We start from the raw sequence: 20,253 nt of genomic DNA, 5'->3' as shown, positions 1-20,253 counted from the left end.
ACGGACGCGTTACAGCCCGCTTTCGGTGCGAGTCAGTTCCTGTCCGGTCTCGAACCGGTCCGACGCCGTCGCCGGGGCCGTCGCCTTCGGAGACAGCGTCAGGTACGCGAGCCCGCCCACCAGCCCCGACAGGACGAAGCTGCAGTCCACCCCGCCGGTGAGGGACAGCAGGGGCCCCTCGTAGGAGGGCAGTGACACGGCGAGCAGGCCGACGGACGCGCCGAGCACCCAGGAGAGCGTCGCCCGGACGTTCCAGCCGGCGCGGTACCAGTAGATCCCGCCCCGGGAGCGGCGGTTGAAGACCTGGAGGGCGTCCGGGTCGTAGCTCCCGCGGCTGCGGGCGAAGCCGATGAGGGTGATGACCGCCCACGGGGTGCCGATGGCCGTCAGGAGGAGGACGAAGGACGTCATCGCGGACTGCGCGTTCCAGGCGTAGTGGCCGACGAAGACACAGACGGTGGCGACGACGGCGACCGTGAGGGTCGCCCGGGCGCGCGAGGCCCGCGGCAGGATCGCGTCCAGGTCCAGGCCCATCGAGTAGAGCATCAGTCCCGCGTTGCCGACCGAGCCCGCGGAGGCGGCGAGCAGGAGCGGGACCAGGTACCAGGCGGGGGAGGCGGAGACCAGTGGTCCCGCGTAGTCGAGGGCGGCGCGGGCCGCGTACGCCGTGAAGGTCCCGAAGAGCTGGGGGACGAGCAGACCGGCGATCAGGCCCAGCCAGGTGGCGTGCAGGACCTTGCGCGAGGAGTGCCGGGACGGGGAGATGTACCGGGTGTAGTCACCGAGCAGGGTGATGAACGCGATGGGCCCGGACAGGCCCGCCGCGACCGCCGCCAGCAGCCAGGTCGGCCAGAACGAGCCGAGCAGGTAGCCGCCCGCCCCGGGGAGCGCGGCGGTGGTGAAGTGCGGCGCGTACGCGAGGACGCCGAGCGCGAGGAGCGCGGTCATGCCCACCGCGAGGACGCGGGACATGGCGAGCAGCACCCGGTAGCCGTAGACCGCGCCCGCGACGGTGGCGGCGGCGAGGAGCGCGTACACGACGGCGTAGGCGAGACCGTCCACCGGCAGGCCGAACAGCCGGTGCAGGACGCCGATCATCACATCGCCGCCGATCCACACGGTCAGCGCGGTGTAGCCGAGGGCGAGCAGCAGCCCCACGACCGAGCCGACCAGCCGCCCGCGCACACCGAACTGGGCGCCGGAGGAGGTGGAGAGGTTGGTGGCCGTGCGCAGCGAGACCAGCGCCAGGGGAGCGGTGAGCGCCGTGCCGATCACCGTGCCGGCCACGACCGAGCTCACCGAGGACCACCAGTCGAGCCCGAAGGACGGCGGCAGCCAGCCGAAGATGATCACGCCGAGACAGAGGTTGGAGCCGAGCAGGATCGACACGAGGTCGCGCGGACCGCTGGTCCGCTCCTCGTCGGGGATGGTGTCGACTCCGCGCTGTTCTATCGGCATGGCTGGTCTCCTTCGATCCGCCGCCCGGTTGTTTAGAGCGACGTTCAATGTGTCGCTTCCCGGGTGTGCCCGTCAATGCCCCTCTCCCTGTCAATGTTTCCCTCTTGACCATCCGTTGTTTAGAGTGTTGTTCTAATCAGTGGAAGGCAAGGAGGTGCCGCGTCGTGAGACTGACCCCCACGGAACGTGACCGGCTGCTGCTCTTCGGCGCGGCCGAGCTCGCCCGGGCCCGCCGGGCCCGCGGTCTCCGGCTGAACGTCCCCGAGGCGACCGCGCTCATCGCGGACACCGTGTGCGAGGCGGCCCGGGACGGGCGCCGGCTCGCGGAGGCCATCGAGGCGGCCCGGTCCGTGCTCGGCCCGGACGACGTGCTGCCGGGCGTCGCCGACATCGTCACCGAGGTGCACGTCGAGGCCGTCTTCGACGACGGGTCCCGGCTCGCCGTGGTGAGCGACCCCCTCGGCCCGGGACTGAGGGAGGCGGGACCGGGCGCCCTGCTGCCGGGGCCCGCGCACGCCGAGCCCGAGGCCGCCGTGCGCCTGACGGTCACCAACACCGCCACCGTGCCCGTCTCCGTCACCTCGCACTTCCACTTCTTCGAGGCCAACCCGCGGCTCGACTTCCCGCGGGCGACGGCCTACGGGATGCGGCTCGCCGTCCCCGCCGGTTCGTCGGTCCGCTTCGGCCCCGGGGAGAGCGTCGAGGTCGGCCTCCGCCCGATCGGCGGAGCACGCGTCGCGATCGGGTTCGCCGGGCTCGTGGACGGCCCGCTGGACGCGCCCGGAGCCCGGGAGGAAGCCCTGCGCAGGGCGGCCGCCTGCGGATACCTCGGAGCCGGTACCGGGGAAGCCGAAGGGAACGAACGATGAATCCGTACGAGTACGCCGCCACCCACGGCCCCCGCGCGGGCGACCGCGTCCGCCTCGGCGACTCGGGGCTGACCATCCGCGTCGAGTCGGACGCCCAGCTTCACGGCGACGAGTTCCTCGCCGGCTTCGGCAAGACAGCCCGCGACGGACTGCATCTCAAGGCCGCCGCCGTCCGAGACACCTGCGACGTGGTGATCAGCAACGTGGTGGTGATCGACGCGGCGCAGGGGATCCGGAAGGTCTCCATCGGCATCCGCGAGGGGCGGATCTGCTCGATCGGCCGGGCCGGGAACCCCGACACCCTGGACGGGGTCGACGTCGTGGTGGGCACGGGCACGTCCATCGTGTCCGGCGAGGGCCTGATCGCCACCGCCGGAGCCGTCGACACCCACGTCCACCTCCTGTCGCCGCGCATCATGGAGGCCTCGCTCGCCTCAGGCGTCACCACCGTCATCGGCCAGGAGTTCGGGCCGGTGTGGGGAGTCGGCGTCAACTCGCCCTGGGCGCTGCGCCACGCCTTCGCCGCGTTCGACGCCTGGCCGGTCAACATCGGCTTCCTGGGCCGGGGTTCGTCCTCCTCCGCCGCGCCCCTGGTCGAGGCCCTCGCCGAGGGCGGCGCGAGCGGCTTCAAGGTCCACGAGGACATGGGCGCCCACACCCGCGCCCTGGACACCGCACTGCGCGTCGCCGAGGAGCACGACGTCCAGGTGGCCCTGCACAGCGACGGACTGAACGAATGCCTCTCGGTCGAGGACACCCTGCGGGTGCTGGACGGCCGGACCATCCACGCCTTCCACATCGAGGGCTGCGGCGGCGGCCATGTGCCGAACGTCCTGAAGATGGCGGGTGTCCCGAACGTCATCGGCTCGTCCACCAACCCCACCCTGCCCTTCGGCCGGGACGCGGTCGCCGAGCACTACGGCATGATCGTCTCCGTCCACGACCTCAAGACCGACCTGCCCGGCGACGCCGCCATGGCCCGCGACCGGATCCGCGCCGGGACCATGGGCGCCGAGGACGTGCTGCACGACCTGGGCGCGATCGGCATCACGTCCTCGGACGCGCAGGGCATGGGCCGCGCGGGCGAGACCGTACGCCGGACCTTCGCGATGGCCGGAAAGATGAAGAGCGAGCTCGGCGCCCCGGAGGACCACGACAACGAACGCGTCCTGCGGTACATGGCAAAGCTCACCATCAACCCGGCCATCGCCCACGGGCTCGCGCACGAGGTCGGCTCCATCGAGGTCGGCAAGCTCGCCGACATCGTGCTGTGGCGCCCCGAGTTCTTCGGCGCCAAGCCGCAACTGGTCCTGAAGTCCGGCTTCCCGGCGTACGGCGTGGTCGGCGACCCGAACGCCGCCACCGACACCTGCGAACCCCTCGTCCTGGGCCCGCAGTTCGGCGCGCACGGTGCGACACCCGCCGAGATCTCGGTGGCCTTCGTCGCCCAGGCGGCCCTCGACCAGGGCAACGACCGGATGCCGACGCGCCGGCGCAGGGTCGCCGTGCGCGGTACGCGCGGGATCGGCCCCGCCGACCTGCGCCTCAACTCCCGTACCGGAGCCGTCAACGTCGACCAGCGCACCGGCCTGGTCACCCTCGACGGTGAGCCGCTGCGCTCCGAGGCCGCCGACTCCGTGTCCCTCAACCGCCTCTACTTCCTGTGATGGTGCACGTCATGACCCCTGCCTCCGACGGTTTCCGGATGCCCGCCGAGTGGGACGCGCACGAGCGCACCTGGATGGCGTGGCCGGGCCCGAACCCGACCTTCGACGACCCGGACGACCTCGCACGGGCGCGGGCCGCCTGGGCGGAGGTGGCGCGCGCGGTCCGCCGCTTCGAACCGGTCACCGTCGTGTGCGGGCCGGGGCAGTCCCGGGAGGCCGCCGAACTCCTCGGCCCCGGCGTCGACACCGTCGAGCGGGAACTCGACGACGCCTGGATGCGTGACATCGGCCCCACCTTCCTGACCGACGGGAAGGGCGGACTGGCCGCCGTGGACTGGACGTTCAACGGCTGGGGCGCCCAGGACTGGGCGCGCTGGGAGCACGACGCCAAGATCGGCGCGTATGTCTCGGACCTCGCGGGCGCGCGGACGTACGCCTCGCGGCTGGTCAACGAGGGCGGCGCGATCCACGTGGACGGCGAGGGGACCGTTCTGCTCACCGAGACCGTGCAGCTGGGCCGGGAGCGCAACCCGGACTGGACGCGCGAGCGGGTCGAGGCGGAGATCCACGCCCACCTCGGCACCCGCAAGGCGATCTGGCTGCCGCGCGGGCTGACCGGCGACTACCCCCCGTACGGCTTCGGCACGCTCGGGCACGTCGACATCGTGGCCGCCTTCGCCCGCCCCGGAGTCGTCGTCGCGCACCACCAGCCGGATCCCGCGCACCCCGACCACGAGGTGACGAAGGAGGTCATCGGGCTGCTGAGGGCGCAGACCGACGCGCGCGGGCGCCCCCTGGAGGTCGTCGAGGTCCCGGCCCCGACCGTCCTGGAGGCGGACGGGCACTGGGCGGACTACTCCTACATCAACCACTACCTCTGCAACGGCGGTGTCGTGCTGTGCGGCTTCGACGACCCGCGCGACGAGACCGCGGCCGGGATCTTCCGCGGTCTGTTCCCCGAGCGGACGGTGACCCTGGTGGACGCCCGTACGATCTTCGCCGGCGGGGGCGGCATCCACTGCATCACGCAGCAGCAGCCGAAGGTCTGAGACCGGGTCCGAGGTCCGGGGTCCGCCGACCCGCGCGAGCGGGGGTCGGGTAGAACGTACAGGTGAACGTACCGCTCTGGGCCGTGTGCCGGCGCCGCCCCCGCCGGGCCGAGGTGACCACCGGGGCCGACCGGGCCCCGGTCGGTACGGAGACCGTGGAGGCCGCCCCGTGACCCGTCGCCGCAACACCGCACCGCCCCGCGAGGAGGTCCTCGGGGTGGCGATGGGCATGATCGCCGAGCGCGGCCTGGAGAAGCTCACCATGGCGGCGCTCGGCCACGAGGTCGGGATGAGCAGCGGCCACCTCCTCTACTACTTCCGCTCCAAGGACGAACTGCTGCTGCAGACACTGGAGTGGAGCGAGGGCCGGCTCGGCGCCGAGCGCGGCCGGCTGCTCGCCGCGCGGGGCACCGCCCGCGGCCGCCTGGACGCGTACGTCGACCTGTACGTCCCCGACGGCCACCGCGACCCCCACTGGACGCTCTGGCTGGAGGTCTGGAACCACTCGCAGAACGCCGGCGAGGACGCCCGTGAACGGCAGGTCGCGATCGAGGGGGCCTGGCACCGGGACCTGGTGGCGCTGATCGCCGAGGGCGTCTCGCGCGGCGAGTTCCGGCAGGTCGACCCGGACCGCTTCGCCGCCCGCCTGCGGGCCCTGCTCGACGGCTTCTCCATCCACGTGGCGATCGGCCTGCGCGGCACCGACCGGGAGCGGACCCTCGGCCACGTCAAGGAGTTCCTGGACGATTCGCTCGGCTGACCCCGGCGCCCCCGGTCGCGGACCGTCGATCAGCCCGGGAAGGGCGACGCCCTGGGCGGGCCCGACTCGCGCACCGGTGAGCGGCACACCGTGGCCCCGTCCAGGACGGCCGTGGCCGGAAGCCGCCCCCGGAATCGGACGAACCGCCCGCATCCTGAGACGATCTGGGACCGGGGGCGGCGCTGTGCCAGACTGCCCCCGTGCTCTCGTTCGCCATGATTATGGGCAGCAGGCGCGCCGGTCCGCAGTGACCGCCACGTACCACCACGTACGGGCGGGCACCGTCGTCCTCGACCCGCGCGCAGACCTCTCGCACCCGCGAGAGGTTTTTCGTTTTCCTGGCCCACCACAAGCCGGGAAGGGAGCGCGAGGGATCATTGGGGGACGGTGGAGCCGGTCATTCCGGTACAGACCGAGATCCAACACAGGAGCCAGACACCATGACCGAAACCAGCGAGCTCGACGATTCGTTCCACGTCTTCGACACGACCCTGCGCGACGGCGCGCAGCGTGAGGGCATCAACCTCACCGTGGCGGACAAGCTGGCCATCGCACGGCACCTGGACGACTTCGGGGTGGGCTTCATCGAGGGCGGCTGGCCCGGCGCCAACCCGCGTGACACCGAGTTCTTCGCCCGCGCCCGGCAGGAGATCGACTTCAAGCACGCGCAGCTCGTGGCCTTCGGCGCCACCCGCCGGGCGGGAGCGAAGGCGAGCGAGGACCAGCAGGTCAAGGCGCTGCTGGACTCCGGTGCCCCGGTGATCACGCTGGTGGCCAAGTCCCACGACCGCCATGTCGAGCTCGCGCTGCGCACGACCCTGGACGAGAACCTGGAGATGGTCCGCGACACCGTCTCCTACCTCCGCTCGCAGGGCCGGCGGGTCTTCGTCGACTGCGAGCACTTCTTCGACGGCTACCGCGCGAACCCCGCGTACGCGAAGGCGGTCGTCCGGGCCGCCTCCGAGGCGGGCGCCGACGTGGTCGTACTCTGCGACACCAACGGCGGCATGCTCCCGGCCCAGGTCCAGGCGGTCGTGGCCACCGTCCTCGCCGACACCGGGGCCCGGCTCGGCATGCACGCCCAGGACGACACGGGCTGCGCGGTCGCCAACACGCTGGCCGCCGTCGACGCGGGCGCGACGCACGTGCAGTGCACGGCGAACGGCTACGGCGAGCGGGTCGGCAACTCGAACCTGTTCCCGGTGGTGGCGGCCCTGGAGCTGAAGTACGGCAAGCAGGTGCTGCCCGAGGGCGCGCTGCGGGAGATGACGAGGATCTCGCACGCGATCGCGGAGGTGGTCAACCTGACGCCTTCGACGCACCAGCCCTATGTGGGTGTTTCCGCGTTCGCGCACAAGGCCGGTCTGCACGCTTCCGCGATCAAGGTCGACCCGGACCTCTACCAGCACATCGACCCCGAGCAGGTCGGCAACACCATGCGGATGCTGGTCTCCGACATGGCGGGCCGCGCGTCGATCGAGCTCAAGGGCAAGGAACTCGGCATCGACCTCGGCGGCGACCGCGAACTGGTGGGCCGGGTGGTCGAACGGGTCAAGGAACGCGAGCTCAGGGGCTACACGTACGAGGCCGCCGACGCGTCCTTCGAGCTCCTGCTGCGCGCGGAGGCCGAGGGCAAGGCCCGCAAGTACTTCGAGGTCGAGTCCTGGCGGGCCATCGTCGAGGACCGCCCCGACGGCACCCACGCCAACGAGGCCACGGTCAAGCTCTTCGCCAAGGGCGAGCGCATCGTCGCCACCGCCGAGGGCAACGGTCCCGTCAACGCCCTCGACCGCGCGCTGCGGGTGGCGCTCGAGAAGATCTACCCCCAGCTGGCGACGCTGGAACTCGTCGACTACAAGGTGCGCATCCTGGAGGGCAAGCACGGTACGTCCTCCACGACCCGCGTGCTCATCTCCACCTCCGACGGCGCGGGCGAGTGGTCCACGGTCGGCGTCGGCGAGAACGTCATCGCCGCGTCCTGGCAGGCACTGGAGGACGCGTGCACGTACGGGCTGCTGCGGGCGGGAGTGGAACCGGCCGCGTAGCCCGCACCGCCCGGCACGGGTCCCCGGCGAGGCGTGAAGACCTCGCCGGGGACCGTGCCGGGACTCCGCGGCCTACTGCAGGTGCCACTTCTGGTTGGCGGCACCCGTGCACGTCCAGATCTGCGCCCGCGCCCCGTTCGCCGAGGAGTTGTCGGTCACGTCGAGGCACTTGTTCGCCGCGGTGTTGACCACGTCACCCGTCGTGGCGTTGTACGACCACCGCTGGGCACCGCTCCCGTTGCAGTCGTACAGCTGGACCTTGGCGCCGTTCGCCGTCGAGGCCGAGGTCACGTCCAGGCACTTGCCGAGCGTCTGCACCGAGCCGTCCGCCTGCACCGCCCACTTCTGGGCCGCGCTGCCGTTGCAGTCGTAGAGCTGCACCGCCGCGCCGTTGGCGCTCGAACCACCCGCCACGTCCAGGCACTTGCCCGCGAGCCCGACGAAGGAGCCCGACTGGCCGCCGCCCCCGCCCGACTGCGTGCCGGACCAGGTGAAGGTGGCCGAGGTCTTGCCCGGCAATGAGTAAGTGGCGTGCTGCGAGCCCCAGTTGACAGTGATCGTCTTCGCGGCGGACGCGTCGTTGTACGCGATCAGCGCCTTCGACCCGTCGGGGTTGCGCCACGCCACGTTCGGCACCGACGTGGACGCCGTCGACGCGATCCGCTGGGCACCGGGCCGGACGAACTTCGTCAGGTGGCCCATCGTGTAGTACTCGACCGTGTAGTCGACGCTCCCGCTCGCCCCGTCGCCGTTGTGCACGGTGATCAGTCCGCTGCACGTCCCGCAACCGCCGTTGTGCGGGCCCCGGTTCTGGTCCACGGCCAGCGACCACTTCGTCACCGACTTCGCCCAGTTGCGCGTGTAGTCGACGATGTTGAGCATGTCCTCGCGCTGCTGGTTGGCGATCCAGGTGCCGCCGGAGTGCTCGGTCCCGAAGGCGTCCAGGCCCGGGTACTGGTTGTGCACACTCGTCTGCTTGTTGATGTCCCCGCCGTACCCGTGCCAGGCGATCCCGCCGAAGTTCGGGTGGGAGCGCACCGCCGCGTCGTCGACGGTCTGGGCGGCGTACGAGTCGTACACGTCCCAGTTCCAGTCGTGGGCGAGGACCTTCGTGGACAGGCCCGCCGCCTGCAGCTTCGGCAGCAGCTCGCTCTTGGTGAAGTAGGCGAGCCCGGAGCCGTTCCAGCTCATCGAGGGGTACCCCGAGCAGCACGTCGGCTCGTTCTGCGCGGTGACGTACGAGACCGGCACACCCTGGTCCCGGTAGGCCTGGAGGTACTTCACGAAGTACGAGGCGTACGCCCCGTAGTCCTCCGACTTCAGCCAGCCGCCGTTGAGCTGCCCGCTGTCCTTCATCCAGGCCGGAGCCGTCCACGGCGAGGCCATCACCGTCAGCGACGGATTCAGCTGGAGCGCCTGCTTCGTCAGCGGTACCACGTCGGCCAGATCGTGCGCGATCGAGAACTGCGCCAGATTCGGGTCGCTCTGCCCGGCCGGCACGTCGTCGTAGGTGTAGCCGTACCGCGCGAGATCCGACGCGCCCATCGGGTTGCGCAGGAACGACAGTCCGATGCCGTCCGTCGGCGAGAACAGCTTGCGCATCGTGGCGTCCCGCGTGGACTGCGAGAGCGCGCCGCTGCTGTTCATCAGCCAGGCGGCGGTGTCGGTGAAGGAGGCTCCGCCGCCGGTGAAGGTCTGGTAGCGGGTGTTCTCGTCGACGGTGATGTTCTCGCCGCTTCCGCCCGTGCCGGACTGGAAGGCGAACGGCGCCTGGGCCTGGAGCCCGCGTACGACATGACGGCCGCCGTCGTCGTCGGTCGTGGTCAGCCAGGCGGTGACCTGTTCGCCCGCGGCGTGCGCGGGCGCGGCCGCGGTGAACCCGGCCGTGGTGAGCAGCCCGGCGAGAAGCAGCCGGACCGCTCGAGTGGATCCCCTCATGGGGCGCCGCCCTTCTGGAGGTGGGGGTGGGGAGGCGTGCGAGGCGTGAGTAAATGACGGCTTCCCGGGCGCGTCAAGGGGGTGCGCGTTCACACTTTGAAGGAACAACAGCCCTGATCCGGCCGGGGGTTGAGTCTGTACCGGTTCTGGCGTGAAGCCTTGACGGCCCCCCGTGGCGTCAGTTAACTCACGCCGTGATCTAAGTCGTAAGTGAACTAAGAGAGCCGAGGGAAGGTACATGCGAAGAACCGCCCTGCTCGCCTCCGCCGCCCTGCTCGTCGGGCTGCTGCCCCTGGCCGCGGCCGGCACGGTCGCCGCGGCCGACGACCCCGCGCCCGTCCCGGTCGACCGCTTCGAGGGGGAAGTGCCCTTCGCGAACCCGCCCGCCGAAGGGGTCTTCACCTGGGGCGGCGACGCCGACGACCCGCCCGCGCTCGCCCTGACCGCACGGTCCGACGCCCCCGAAGGCGGCAAGGTCCTCAGCGGCGACTACGACATCAGCGGCTACGGCGGCTTCACCCATGACTTCGCCTTCGACCAGCCGGCCCACGACTGGTCCGCCCACAAGGGCATCCGCTTCTGGTGGGACGGTCAGAACAACGCCAAGAAGGTCAGCTTCGAGATCAAGGACGGCGGCGCCAACGGCGAGGCCTCCGAGCTGTGGACGACGTCCTTCACGGACGACTTCACCGGCTGGAAGCAGATCGAGATCCCCTTCACCGACTTCGTCTACCGCACGGACTACCAGCCCGTCGGCGGCATCGACCAGGTCCTCGGCCTCACTCAGATGTGGGGGTACGCCGTCACGCTCCCGGTCGGCGTGAAGGGCCGGTTCGCCATGGACGACGTCGAGCTGTACGGCAAGGGGGACCAGTCCCTGCGGGCCTCCGTGAGCGCCGACTCGGCCGTCCATCCGGTGAAGGAGGGCGGGACGGCGACGGTGCGGCTCTCCGTGGCCACCACCGGATCCGCCCCGATCGACGAACCCGTGACGGTCGCCTACGAGAGCGCGGGCGGCACCGCCGAGTCCGGCAAGGACTACACCCCGGTCAAGGGCGAGATCACCTTCCCGGCGGGCACGGCCTCCGGAACCTCCCGCACGATCCGGGTGTCCACCCTGAAGGACAAGTCGGCCGAAGCCGCGGAGACGATCCCTCTCAAGCTGACGGTCACCGGCGCGAAGGCTCCCGCCGAGACCCCGCAGGTGGTCATCGACGCCCACGGGCTGCCGTACCTGGACCCGAAGCTGCCGGTGCGCAAGCGGGTCGCCGACCTGGTCTCCCGGATGTCCCTGGAGGAGAAGGCCGGGCAGATGACCCAGGCCGAACGCGGCGCGATCGGCGCGGGCGGCGACATCGCCTCGTACGACCTCGGGTCGCTGCTCTCCGGCGGCGGTTCCACGCCGACGCCCAACACCCCCGCGGCCTGGGCGAAGATGATCGACGGCTACCAGCTCCGGGCGCAGGCCACGCGGTTCCAGATCCCGCTGATCTACGGCGTGGACGCGGTGCACGGCCACAACAACCTCACCGGCGCGACGATCATGCCGCACAACATTGGCATCGGCGCGACCCGTGACCCGGGTCTGGCGGAGAAGGCGGGCGCCGTGACGGCCGCCGAGGTCCGCGCCACCGGCATCCCGTGGGACTTCGCCCCCTGCCTGTGCGTGACCCGCGACGAACGGTGGGGCCGTTCGTACGAGTCCTTCGGTGAGGACCCGGCCCTCGTGAAGTCCATGGAGACGGTCATCCAGGGACTCCAGGGCGCCCGCGACGGCAAGGACCTGAAGGACGACGACAAGGTGCTGGCGACCGCGAAGCACTTCGTGGGCGACGGCGGCACGGAGTACGGCTCCTCCACGACCGGCTCCTACACCATCGACCAGGGCGTCACGAAGGTCACCCGGCAGCAGCTGGAAGCCGTGCACCTGGCCCCGTACCAGACGGCGGTCGACCGCGGCATCGGCTCGGTCATGCCCTCGTACTCCTCGCTCGACATCCTCGGCGACGGCCAGGGCCCGGTGAAGATGCACGCCCGCGCGGACATGATCAACGGCGTGCTCAAGGGCCGGATGGGCTTCGACGGCTTCGTGATCAGTGACTGGAACGCCATCGACCAGCTCCCCGGCGACTACGCCTCCCACGTCCGCACCTCGGTCAACGCGGGCGTCGACATGATGATGGTGCCGTACTCGTACAAGGACTTCCGTACGACGCTCATCGACGAGGCGAACGCCGGCCGGGTCAGCGCGAAGCGGATCGACGACGCCGTGTCGCGCATCCTGACGCAGAAGTTCAAGCTCGGCCTCTTCGAGAAGCCGTACGCCGACACCAGCGGCGCGTCGCGGATCGGTTCGCCCGCGCACCGGGCGGTGGCCCGCGAGGCGGCGGCCGAGTCGCAGGTCCTGCTGAAGAACTCGGCGGGCGTCCTGCCCCTGAAGAAGTCCCAGAAGGTCTACGTCGCCGGTTCGAACGCCGACGACCTCGGCAACCAGACCGGCGGCTGGACCATCACCTGGCAGGGCTCCTCAGGAAAGATCACGGACGGCACCACGATCCTGGACGGGATGAAGCGCGCGGGCGGTGACGTCACCTACTCGAAGGACGCCTCCGCGCCCACCAGCGGTTACGACGTGGGCGTGGTCGTCGTCGGCGAGACCCCGTACGCGGAGGGAGTCGGCGATGTCGGCAACGGCAACGACCTGGAGCTGACCGCCGCCGACAAGGCCGCCGTGGACAAGGTGTGCGCCGCCATGAAGTGCGCGGTCCTGATCGTCTCCGGCCGCCCGCAGCTCATCGGCGACCGCCTCGGTGACATCGACGCGCTCGTCGCCTCCTGGCTGCCGGGTACCGAGGGCGACGGTGTCGCGGACGTCCTCTACGGCAAGCGGCCCTTCACCGGACAGCTCCCCGTCACCTGGCCGAAGTCGGAGGCCCAGCTGCCGATCAACGTCGGTGACACGGCCTACGATCCCCAGTTCCCGTACGGCTGGGGGCTGACCACGCTCACCAAGGTCCCCGAGGGCGGCTCCGCGACCCTCAGGGCCCTCGCCCTGGTGGCCGCGGGCGCGGACCGGGCCGGCGCCGACGCGCTCGGCCGGGCCGCCGTCTCCAAGGCCCGCCTGCTGGTCCAGCAGAAGCTCTCCTCGACCCTGACGCCGGCCACCAGCAAGCCCTTCGCCGACGCCGACCACCTCCTCCTGACGGGTCACTACGCCGAGGCGGTGAGCAAGCTGACGGAGGCGTACCGCGCCGCGTGACGTCCAGCGCGTAGCCCGCGAGCACGGGGCGGGTGGGAGCGGGTGGGCCGGTGGGGCGGGGGTGACCCCTCGCCACCTCCGTCCCACCCGCTCCCGATGTACCGTTCAGCACACGTTCGAGCAGGTTTCGGGTAGCTTCGGAGACATGAAGGCCGCACTGATCCGGGGGCTCCCCGGACTGCTGATCGCGCTGATCCTCGCCGCCTTCGCGGCCCTCGCTCCCGGCGCGTCCCCCGCGCACGCGGCCACCGACGTCGGAACGGTGGCGGCGGCCCTGCGCAGGAGCCCGGTCTACGTCGACCCCGCGGCCTCCGCCCAGTTGTCCACGGCGGACGCCCGGGCTCTCGCCGCGAAGATCAAGAAGGCGGACAAGCCCGTCTTCGTGGCGGTCCTCCCCGACGGCTTCCCCACCCAGAACCTCTTCCAGAACCTCCGCACGGACACCGGCGTCACCGGCCTGTACGCCATCAGACTCGGCACCCGCTTCGACGCCCGCGCGGACTCCGCCGTGCTGGCCCGTAACGGCGTGCAGAACCTGGTGACCAGCGTCCAGGGGGAACCCGCCAGAACCCAGCTGAACGACTTCACGGACCGCGCGCTCGACAGCGTCAAGGGCTCGGCCCCGGACAGCTGGGGGTCCCACGCGGACGGCGGAGTCTCCACGACCGCGCTGATCGCCGTCGGCGCGGTGGTCGTGGCCGGCGCCGCGGGCGCGTTCACGGTCGTACGCCGCAACCGGCGCCGCAGGTCGCAGGAGCAGCGGGCCGCGCTGGAGAAGCTCCGCGTCGTCGTCGACGAGGACATCACCGCCTTCGGCGAGGAACTCGACCGGCTCGACTTCCACCCCGCGGAGGTCGGGGCGGACGACGCGATGCGCGGCGACTACGAACGCGCGCTCGACGCGTATGAACAGGCGAAGTCGTCCATGGCGGCCGCGCGGCGCCCGGAGGACGTACGCGCCGTCACCGAGGCGCTGGAGGACGGCCGCTTCTCCCTCGCGCTGCTGGCCGCCCGCCGGGAGGGGCGCCCGCTGCCGGAGCGCCGCGCGCCCTGCTTCTTCGACCCGCGGCACGGCCCCTCGGTCGCCGACGCGACCTGGACCCCTGCGGGCGGCGCGGCCCGCGACGTCCCCGTCTGCGCGGCGGACAAGGCCCGGCTGGCCGACGGCGAGGACCCGGCGGTCCGCGAGGTCGACACCGACCAGGGCCGCCGTCCGTACTGGGACGCGGGCCCGGCCTACGGCCCCTGGGCGGGCGGCTACTTCGGCGGCGGCCTCCTGCCCGGTCTCCTCGTCGGCACCCTGCTCGGCGGCGCGATGGCCACCCCCTCCTACGCGGCCGACTACGGCACCGGTTACGGGGACTTCGGCGGCTACGACGGCGGCGACGTCTCGGGTGCCTCCTTCGACCCCGGCGACTTCGGCGGCGGATTCGGGGACGGCGGGGACGGCGGGGGCGGCGACTTCGGCGGCGGCGGAGACTTCGGAGGCGGCTTCTGAGACCCGGCGTCGGTATCGGCGAGCCGCTCCATCAGCGCCCCCGCCAGACGCAGCACCTCGTACTCGGTCTCGCTGAGCGTCCCGAGCGCCTCCGCCAGCCACACGTCCCGCCCGGCCATGTCCCGCTCCAGCGCGCGCAGCCCCTCCGCGGTGAGCGTCAGCACGGACCGGCGCCGGTCCGTGCCGCCGGCCTGCCGGACGATCAGCCCGGCCGCCTCCAGCTCGGCGAAGACACGCGTCAGGGACTGGGGCCGTTGCCGTTCGGCCGCCGCGATCTCCCCGGGCGTCGCCGAACCGTGCCGGTACAGATGCCCCAGTACTCCCAGTCGGCCGGAGCTGAGGCCGCCCTCGCCCCGTTCCTGCCGCAACCGGCGGTTGAGACGGACGACGCCACGCCGGATCTGGGCGGCACGGAAAAGGTGATCCATGGAGACATGGTAAGGAGACGCGTACTGTTCCGGGCTCCAGAACCCGCATAAACTCGGCGGGGTGATCGCCGCATCCCTACGCAACGCTTACGAAAGTCTGCGCGGACATGCTGACGAAGCGGCGCTGACCATGACGGCCGTGCTGCTCTGTTACTCCTTGGCCCTCTGGCTGGAGACGGCAGCCGGACTCCACACCGACGTCCTCGTCCTCGCGGTCGCGCTGACACTCACCCTGGCCCGCACCCAGCGGACCGCGGACCTCCGCCGACGGCTCACGGCCTGTGTCCTGCTCCCCGCCGTGGCCGGCGCCGCGACCCTGCTCGGCCGACTGCTGGCGTACCACTACGCGCTCGGCGCAGCGGTGTTCACCGTCTGCATCTCCCTGCCCATCTGGATCCGCCGCTTCGGCCCCGCCGCGGCCGGGGCGGGCACCCTGATGACGCTGCCACTGATCGCCCTGCTCGTCGTGCCCGGCCCGGCGCTGCCGCCCCGGGCCGAGAGCGCGTTGGTGAGCTGGGGCTGGTCGGCGGTGACCGGCCTGCTGGCGTGCGGTTGTGTCTGGCTGGTCCAGGCGGTCGGCGACCGCTTCGGGGCGCGGCCGCCCGGCCCCGAAGCCGTCCCAGCACGGCGACCCTCGCGGCTGCGCCCCCGGCCGAGCACCCGTATGGCGGTGCAGATGGCCGCCGCCGTCGCCGCGGCCTTCGTCCTCGGACGGCTCCTCTTCGACCAGCACTGGCCCTGGATGGTGCTGACCGCGTACGTCGCCGCGAGCGGCAACCGGGGCCGGAACGACGTCGTACGCAAAGGAGCCGAACGGCTGGTCGGTGCCTGCGCCGGCACGCTGCTCGCCACCGCCGTGGCCGCCGCCGGCATCGGTGGCCGGACCGCCGTCGTCCTGATCTTCGCCGTCCTGGCCGTGGCCCTGTGGCTGCGCCCGCTGAACTACGCGTTCTGGGCCGCCGGCATGACCACCGCGCTCTCCCTGCTTCTTGGCTACTTCGGCCAGGACGCCCAGAGCCTGCTGCTCACCCGCCTCGGAGCGATCGCCGTCGGCGCCGCCCTGACGGTCGCGTCGGCGTGGTGGGTCCTGCCGGTCCCGCGCCGGCGCCGTCCGCTCCCCGCGTCCCCCGGGTCCCGTTCACCGAGGGAGCCCGGACCCCGTCCCTCGACCGCGACGGACGGCTGACGCCTGTGGCGCCGGGAGGCTCGGACGCGGTCAGGGCTCGGAGAGTTCTCGTCGGGTGTCGGCGGGTGTCGGTGTCGGCGTCAGGCGCGTGCGTCGGGCAGGGCGAGCCACGCGCGCCACGAGAGGTCGCGGCCGATGAACCGCGGCCGTGCGAAGGGCCAGTCCGCGGCGATCCACCGGGGCACCAGCGAGTCCAGCTCACGCTCCAGATCGGTGCCGGCCCGGTCGTCCGTCACCCACCAGGAGATCTCGGCGTCGGCCCCCGCCTTCTCCGGCGGGTCGATGTACACACACCCGGACTCGACGGTCCCGGTCTCGTCGAGCAGGACGTAGTTGAACGACTCGTGAGCGGCGATCTCGGCCTCGTGCCGCTCCAGGTCCTTCTGGTTCGCCTCGTACGTCATGGTCTCGGCGGGCCACCCCCAGGCCTCCCCGAACTGGGACCAGAGCCGCTCGCGCGAGCCCATGACCACCGGATAGTCCATGGCCGCGTCGGCACCCGTGATGGGCCTGAGGTGATGGCCACCGGGCAGTTCGACACGAAGCGGGTGCGCGAAGTCGGCAGGCAACCAGGTCATGGCCGGAGGCTAGCGGCCGGACGACGGTCACCGCACCGGGATATCGGGCGTCGGCGGACGGCGTCGTGGACCGGCACCGGCACGTGGGCGGGCTCGTGGGCGGGCTCGTGTGCGCCGACGTGCCGGAGCGCCCGCCCTCCCGGTACCGGGGGGAGTAGAGGACGGGCGCGCTCAGGATGCCGTGCGGCGGCAGGTCAGGCGTTCTTGATCGCCGAAATGTCGAAGTTCAGCTTGATCTTGTCGGAGACGAGGACGCCACCGGTCTCCAGGGCCGCGTTCCAGGTGAGGCCCCACTCGGAGCGCAGGATCTCCGCCTTGCCCTCGAAGCCGACGCGCTCGTTGCCGAACGGGTCCTTCGCCGAGCCGTTGAACTCCAGGTCGATGGCGAGCGGCTTGGTGGTGCCGAGGATCGACAGCTCACCGGTGATCCGGTAGTCGTCTCCGCCGAGGGCCTCGGCCTTGGTGGAGCGGAAGGTCATCGCCGGGAACTCGTCGGTCTTGAAGAAGTCCGAGCTCTTGAGGTGGGTGTCGCGGTCGGCGGAGCCGGTCTCGATGCTGTCCATCTTGACGTCGATCGTGGCGGTGGACCGGGACGGGTCGGCGCCGTCCAGGTGCAGCGTGCCCTCGAAGTCGTTGAAGGAGCCCTTGACGTTCGTGACCATGGCGTGACGGGCGACGAAGCCGATCGTCGAGTGCGCCGGGTCGATCGTGTACTCGCCGGTGAGCGCCGCGAGGTCGGGGTTCACGGCGGCGGCTGCCGCGCCGGCGGCGGGGGTGTCGGTGGTCTTGCGGCCGAAGATGCCCATGACGTGCTCCTAGGGGGACGGGGTCGCGGGTCGAGGAATCGGAACCGCGAGGATGATTTTGTTAAACATTCAACGAGGTGAACAGGAGTGACGGTAGACCTATTCCATTCAAGTTTCAACATCATCCGCTGTGTGTTGCCGACGTTACTGTGCGTCCCGGCGCGGCGCTTCCCGGAGCGCATTCCCGGTTGGCCGAGCCCCCGCGCATCACCGCTGGTGGGGGCTCTGCGGGCCGGTCGTCGCCGCGGCGCGGGCGGGTGTGCGGCACGGCGGCGCTCCGCTACTGTTCGCGGGGAGACCGTGCTTCGGGGGGTTGCTGGGGGTTGCCGACGGGTGTCCCGGACCGGCCGGTACGGCGGGTGCGTCCGGGTGGATGCGGCCGTCGAGTGCCCGGCGCAGACCGCCGTCCGAGGGGCCGTGTCACTCCGGGGACGGTATGGGTCACCCATGAATGTGAGGTGACTCTCAGCTGACGGCTTTGTGTGACCTCTACAAGCCACATGCCCCCTGAGCAGTCAGATCGCCTGCGTGTCGTCGAGGTTCTGTTCAGGGGTACCAGGAAAACAGGCCGGAGACTGTACGGAGTCGACGGCTCGCTTTTCTTGTTCGACTTCGTAAGGTCGCTACATGACCGTTTTGGACGAGGCCGCACCCTCAGGCGAACCCACGGACGCACGCGGGCGCGTGGCCGAACTGCACGCGATTCGTGCGGAGGCACTGCGCGGCCCCAGCGAGAAGGCGACCGAGGCCCAGCACGCCAAGGGCAAGCTGACCGCCCGGGAGCGGATCGAGCTGCTCCTCGACCCCGGGTCCTTCCAGGAGGTCGAGCAGCTGCGCCGGCACCGGGCGACCGGCTTCGGCCTGGAGGCCAAGAAGCCGTACACGGACGGTGTGATCACCGGCTGGGGCACGGTGGAGGGCCGTACGGTCTTCGTCTACGCGCACGACTTCCGTATCTTCGGCGGCGCGCTCGGCGAGGCGCACGCCACGAAGATCCACAAGATCATGGACATGGCCATCGCGGCGGGTGCGCCGCTGGTCTCCCTCAACGACGGCGCGGGCGCCCGGATCCAGGAGGGTGTCTCCGCGCTGGCCGGTTACGGCGGCATCTTCCAGCGCAACACCAAGGCCTCCGGTGTCATCCCGCAGATCTCGGTGATGCTCGGCCCGTGCGCGGGCGGCGCGGCCTACTCGCCGGCCCTGACCGACTTCGTGTTCATGGTCCGTGAGACCTCGCAGATGTTCATCACCGGCCCGGACGTGGTCAAGGCCGTCACCGGTGAGGAGATCAGCCAGAACGGGCTGGGCGGTGCCGACGTGCACGCCGAGACCAGCGGTGTCTGCCACTTCGCGTACGACGACGAGGAGACCTGCATCGCGGAGGTCCGCTACCTCCTGTCGATGCTGCCGCAGAACAACCGCGAGAACCCCCCGCGTGTGGCCTCCGAGGACCCCGCGGACCGGCGCGGCGATGTCCTTCTCGACCTGGTGCCCGCGGACGGCAACCGGCCCTACGACATGACGAAGGTCATCGAGGAACTCGTCGACGACGGCGACTACCTCGAGGTCCACGAGCGCTGGGCCCGCAACATCATCTGCGCGCTGGCCCGCCTGGACGGCCAGGTGGTGGGCATCGTCGCCAACCAGCCGCAGACCCTCGCCGGCGTCCTGGACATCGAGGCCTCCGAAAAAGCTGCACGCTTTGTCCAGATGTGTGACGCTTTTAACGTTCCGATCATCACCCTGCTGGACGTGCCGGGGTTCCTGCCCGGTGTGGACCAGGAACACGGCGGGATCATCCGGCACGGCGCGAAGCTCCTGTACGCGTACTGCAACGCGACGGTGCCGAGGATCTCGCTGATCCTGCGCAAGGCGTACGGCGGTGCCTACATCGTGATGGACAGCCAGTCCATCGGCGCGGACCTCACGTACGCGTGGCCCACCAACGAGATCGCCGTGATGGGCGCCGAGGGCGCCGCCAACGTCATCTTCCGCCGTCAGATCGCCGACGCCGCCGATCCCGAGGGCATGCGTGTGCGCATGGTCAAGGAGTACAAGGCGGAACTCATGCACCCCTACTACGCGGCGGAGCGCGGGCTGGTCGACGACGTCATCGACCCCGCCGAGACCCGCGAGGTCCTCATCCGCTCGCTGGCGATGCTGCAGACGAAGCACGCGGACCTGCCCTCCCGCAAGCACGGCAACCCCCCGCAGTAACCCTGCGGCTCCTTCGCGGCAGCGCCGCGGAAACCTCTCTCACGGAGACTGACACTTATGAACGACCCCGAGATCCGCGTCGAGAAGGGCCACGCCGAGCCCGAGGAAGTCGCCGCCATCACGGCCATCCTCCTGGCCCGTGCCGCCGCCCAGCCGGACACCACTCCCACCCACCGAGGCCGCGCGAAGGCCGGCTGGCGCCGCCTGGAGCGCGAGCCCGGCTTCCGTGCCCCGCACAGCTGGCACGGGTAGCCTGCGGCGCTTGTGCGTGACGAGGGGCCCGCTCTGGATCCAGAGCGGGCCCCTTCGCCGTACCTGTGGCGACCACAGGGTGTCCCTGTCCCCGGGGGACGCGGGGAACGTCCCCGGGGCGCCGCGAACCCCCGTGGGGGCTGCCGCATGCCGTGAGGAGCACTGTCCCGCGTCCATGTGACTGAGAGGGGAAGCGCCACCGCGGCGAAGCGCCACCAGGCGGAAGCCCCGCCGGGGCGGAAG

At 71.2% G+C, this 20,253-nt stretch carries 14 protein-coding genes and 1 pseudogene; 10 read left to right on the top strand and 5 right to left on the bottom strand.

The features are described from left to right. Positions 1–9: 9 nt before the first annotated feature. Positions 10–1,458, bottom strand: a complete 1,449-nt coding sequence (locus OG199_RS14430) for a cytosine permease (RefSeq protein WP_405829783.1) — start codon at positions 1,456–1,458, stop codon at positions 10–12. A gap of 164 nt (positions 1,459–1,622) precedes the next feature. Here OG199_RS14430 and ureA point away from each other — a divergent pair, with 164 nt between their 5' ends. From ureA to cimA, 5 genes are all read left to right on the top strand, one after another. Further along, positions 1,623–2,327, top strand: a complete 705-nt coding sequence (ureA, locus tag OG199_RS14425; protein WP_405829782.1) for an urease subunit gamma — start codon at positions 1,623–1,625, stop codon at positions 2,325–2,327. After that, entirely contained in the window at positions 2,324–3,994 is a 1,671-nt protein-coding gene (locus OG199_RS14420) for an urease subunit alpha (protein ID WP_405829780.1), read from the top strand. Before ureA ends, OG199_RS14420 begins: the two co-directional genes overlap by 4 nt. 11 nt (positions 3,995–4,005) lie before the next feature. Then, positions 4,006–5,043 carry an agmatine/peptidylarginine deiminase gene (locus tag OG199_RS14415; protein WP_405829778.1) on the top strand — a complete coding sequence of 346 codons (1,038 nt, stop codon included), beginning with the start codon at positions 4,006–4,008 and terminating at the stop codon, positions 5,041–5,043. Positions 5,044–5,266: 223 nt separating this feature from the next. Continuing rightward, positions 5,267–5,803 (top strand): TetR/AcrR family transcriptional regulator, encoded by a 537-nt coding sequence (locus tag OG199_RS14410; protein ID WP_401800097.1) that lies wholly within the window; start codon positions 5,267–5,269, stop codon positions 5,801–5,803. Between the two features lie 440 nt (positions 5,804–6,243). Continuing rightward, positions 6,244–7,848, top strand: coding sequence for a citramalate synthase (cimA, locus tag OG199_RS14405; protein WP_266701575.1), 1,605 nt, complete (start codon positions 6,244–6,246; stop codon positions 7,846–7,848). 72 nt (positions 7,849–7,920) lie between these two features. Here the strand turns inward: cimA and OG199_RS14400 are convergent, their stop codons facing one another. Further along, positions 7,921–9,786, bottom strand: coding sequence for a ricin-type beta-trefoil lectin domain protein (locus OG199_RS14400; RefSeq protein WP_405829776.1), 1,866 nt, complete (start codon positions 9,784–9,786; stop codon positions 7,921–7,923). A gap of 238 nt (positions 9,787–10,024) precedes the next feature. On the opposite strand from OG199_RS14400, the gene OG199_RS14395 reads away from it, so the two are divergent. Both OG199_RS14395 and OG199_RS14390 read left to right on the top strand, forming a co-directional pair. Further along, a complete protein-coding gene (locus OG199_RS14395) occupies positions 10,025–13,045 on the top strand; it encodes a glycoside hydrolase family 3 protein (RefSeq protein ID WP_405829774.1) in 3,021 nt (1,006 codons plus the stop codon). Positions 13,046–13,190: 145 nt separating this feature from the next. Continuing rightward, entirely contained in the window at positions 13,191–14,543 is a 1,353-nt protein-coding gene (locus OG199_RS14390; protein ID WP_405829772.1) for a hypothetical protein, read from the top strand. Positions 14,544–14,722: 179 nt separating this feature from the next. On the opposite strand, the pseudogene OG199_RS14385 reads toward OG199_RS14390, so the two are convergent. Continuing rightward, a pseudogene (locus OG199_RS14385) lies at positions 14,723–14,971 on the bottom strand (MarR family winged helix-turn-helix transcriptional regulator); the annotation flags it as partial. 61 nt (positions 14,972–15,032) lie between these two features. Here OG199_RS14385 and OG199_RS14380 point away from each other — a divergent pair. Continuing rightward, positions 15,033–16,157, top strand: a complete 1,125-nt coding sequence (locus OG199_RS14380) for an FUSC family protein (RefSeq protein ID WP_405829771.1) — start codon at positions 15,033–15,035, stop codon at positions 16,155–16,157. An 80-nt stretch (positions 16,158–16,237) separates the two neighbouring features. Here OG199_RS14380 and OG199_RS14375 read toward each other — a convergent pair whose 3' ends face one another. Further along, positions 16,238–16,735 (bottom strand): N-acetyltransferase, encoded by a 498-nt coding sequence (locus tag OG199_RS14375; protein ID WP_356801820.1) that lies wholly within the window; start codon positions 16,733–16,735, stop codon positions 16,238–16,240. 194 nt (positions 16,736–16,929) lie between these two features. Continuing rightward, entirely contained in the window at positions 16,930–17,541 is a 612-nt protein-coding gene (locus OG199_RS14370) for a YceI family protein (protein ID WP_356801819.1), read from the bottom strand. Between the two features lie 627 nt (positions 17,542–18,168). Between OG199_RS14370 and OG199_RS14365 the strand changes: the two genes are divergently transcribed. Next, positions 18,169–19,758, top strand: coding sequence for an acyl-CoA carboxylase subunit beta (locus tag OG199_RS14365; RefSeq protein WP_401799904.1), 1,590 nt, complete (start codon positions 18,169–18,171; stop codon positions 19,756–19,758). 57 nt (positions 19,759–19,815) lie between these two features. Then, positions 19,816–20,010 (top strand): acyl-CoA carboxylase subunit epsilon, encoded by a 195-nt coding sequence (locus tag OG199_RS14360; protein ID WP_148014275.1) that lies wholly within the window; start codon positions 19,816–19,818, stop codon positions 20,008–20,010. Positions 20,011–20,253 lie beyond the last annotated feature (243 nt).

It is taken from the genome of Streptomyces sp. NBC_01176 (genome assembly GCF_045039825.1).
Classification (GTDB): domain Bacteria; phylum Actinomycetota; class Actinomycetes; order Streptomycetales; family Streptomycetaceae; genus Streptomyces.
Note: the sequence above shows the minus strand (reverse complement) of the source record. Positions and strands in the feature narration are given on the sequence as shown.

Coding starts and splice junctions, on each gene's coding strand:
- OG199_RS14430 (WP_405829783.1), bottom strand. CDS start 1,458: ATGCCGATAGAACAGCGCGGAGTCGACACCATCCCCGACGAGGAGCGG.
- OG199_RS14420 (WP_405829780.1), top strand. CDS start 2,324: ATGAATCCGTACGAGTACGCCGCCACCCACGGCCCCCGCGCGGGCGAC.
- OG199_RS14415 (WP_405829778.1), top strand. CDS start 4,006: ATGACCCCTGCCTCCGACGGTTTCCGGATGCCCGCCGAGTGGGACGCG.
- OG199_RS14410 (WP_401800097.1), top strand. CDS start 5,267: ATGGGCATGATCGCCGAGCGCGGCCTGGAGAAGCTCACCATGGCGGCG.
- cimA (WP_266701575.1), top strand. CDS start 6,244: ATGACCGAAACCAGCGAGCTCGACGATTCGTTCCACGTCTTCGACACG.
- OG199_RS14400 (WP_405829776.1), bottom strand. CDS start 9,786: ATGAGGGGATCCACTCGAGCGGTCCGGCTGCTTCTCGCCGGGCTGCTC.
- OG199_RS14395 (WP_405829774.1), top strand. CDS start 10,025: ATGCGAAGAACCGCCCTGCTCGCCTCCGCCGCCCTGCTCGTCGGGCTG.
- OG199_RS14390 (WP_405829772.1), top strand. CDS start 13,191: ATGAAGGCCGCACTGATCCGGGGGCTCCCCGGACTGCTGATCGCGCTG.
- OG199_RS14375 (WP_356801820.1), bottom strand. CDS start 16,735: ATGACCTGGTTGCCTGCCGACTTCGCGCACCCGCTTCGTGTCGAACTG.
- OG199_RS14370 (WP_356801819.1), bottom strand. CDS start 17,541: ATGGGCATCTTCGGCCGCAAGACCACCGACACCCCCGCCGCCGGCGCG.
- OG199_RS14365 (WP_401799904.1), top strand. CDS start 18,169: ATGACCGTTTTGGACGAGGCCGCACCCTCAGGCGAACCCACGGACGCA.
- OG199_RS14360 (WP_148014275.1), top strand. CDS start 19,816: ATGAACGACCCCGAGATCCGCGTCGAGAAGGGCCACGCCGAGCCCGAG.